Annotated in this window: 1 protein-coding gene and 1 pseudogene; both read right to left on the bottom strand. The window is 47.5% G+C overall.

What is annotated here, in order from left to right; all coding sequences use genetic code 11:
• Positions 1-321: pseudogene (locus R7P67_RS25500) on the bottom strand (hypothetical protein); the annotation flags it as partial.
• Complete coding sequence (locus tag R7P67_RS25505) at positions 321-1,169, bottom strand: ABC transporter ATP-binding protein (protein ID WP_318086410.1); 849 nt, start codon at positions 1,167-1,169, stop codon at positions 321-323. The gene R7P67_RS25505 and the pseudogene R7P67_RS25500, both read right to left, overlap by 1 nt.
• Positions 1,170-1,171: the final 2 nt, after the last annotated feature.

Here is a 1,171-nt window from a genome sequence, read left to right on the forward strand (position 1 = left end):
TGGCATACTGCGCCAAAACATAATGCTGCCTTCGGCACGCTCTTTACGCAGCGTTCTAGGGAAGTACTGAATGGCAAGTAACATAGACAGCAAACCAGCGCCACCAGTGATCAGCATGTTGACGTCATCCCCAAGTTCTTTGTGAATATCACTCACATCGCCACCGAGGCTCATTTCGAAAAACATATTGTGTTGCAACGTGGTGTTACTCATCAAACTAATAAAAAGCAACGCTCCACACGCCAACATAAACAAAGGTAAGCGCAATACTAGTGGGTTTTCTAACCACTCTTTACGCAACATTGCGACGACAGAGCGCATCATGCTGCCTCCTTTTGTAACGCTAAAAACAGATCCGCCAGTTTTACACCATGCACATCGCCAAGCCCCGCCGCTTGATCCGCGTATTGTGAAGACAATAGCCATTTCGTTGTGCCTAATCCTTTTTGAGAAGAGAGTGGGTGCATCGCTTCAATTTGCGCACGGTGTTCGTCATTGGCATCGAGAATAAAGTAGTCTTCACTGATGCTGTCCATTGAGGTTTGCAGCACCGGGCGACCGTGTTTAAGAATCAACACATCGGTTAACAGATGTTCGATCTCGGAAACCTCATGGCTAGTGATGATCAGAACGCGTTCACCATCGTGAAACCATTCCAGTAAATGACGGTAGAAGGTGTCGCGGTAAACCAAATCCAAACCAAGAGTTGGTTCATCCAAAATCAGGATTTGTGTATTGGTTGCGATAACAATGGCAAGGTGCAATTGCACTTTCATCCCTTTCGAAAGGGCTCTGATTTTCGCACGTGGTTTGATGTCGGTTTGACGAAGCAGCGCATCCGCTTTGTTGCGATTGAAACCCGGGTGAACCCCTTCGGTATAACTCAGAAGCTGAGAGACCGTCATCCAATCTGGCAAAACATTCACATCTGAGATGTACGACAAATTCTGCATGATCTTGTCACGCTGCATCATGGGCTCGAAGCCATTGATGCGAATAGTCCCTTCGTAGTCGTGGGCGCCGAGTAGGGCGTTAATAAGCGTCGATTTACCCGCGCCATTGTGGCCGAGTAAACCAAGCACTTGACCAGCATGTAAGTCAAAACTCACATCATGAAGCGCCTCTCCTTGTTGACGGTACTGCTTGGAGACGTTTTTTACACTGAAGATCG

This window comes from Vibrio sp. Vb0937 (genome assembly GCF_033338855.1).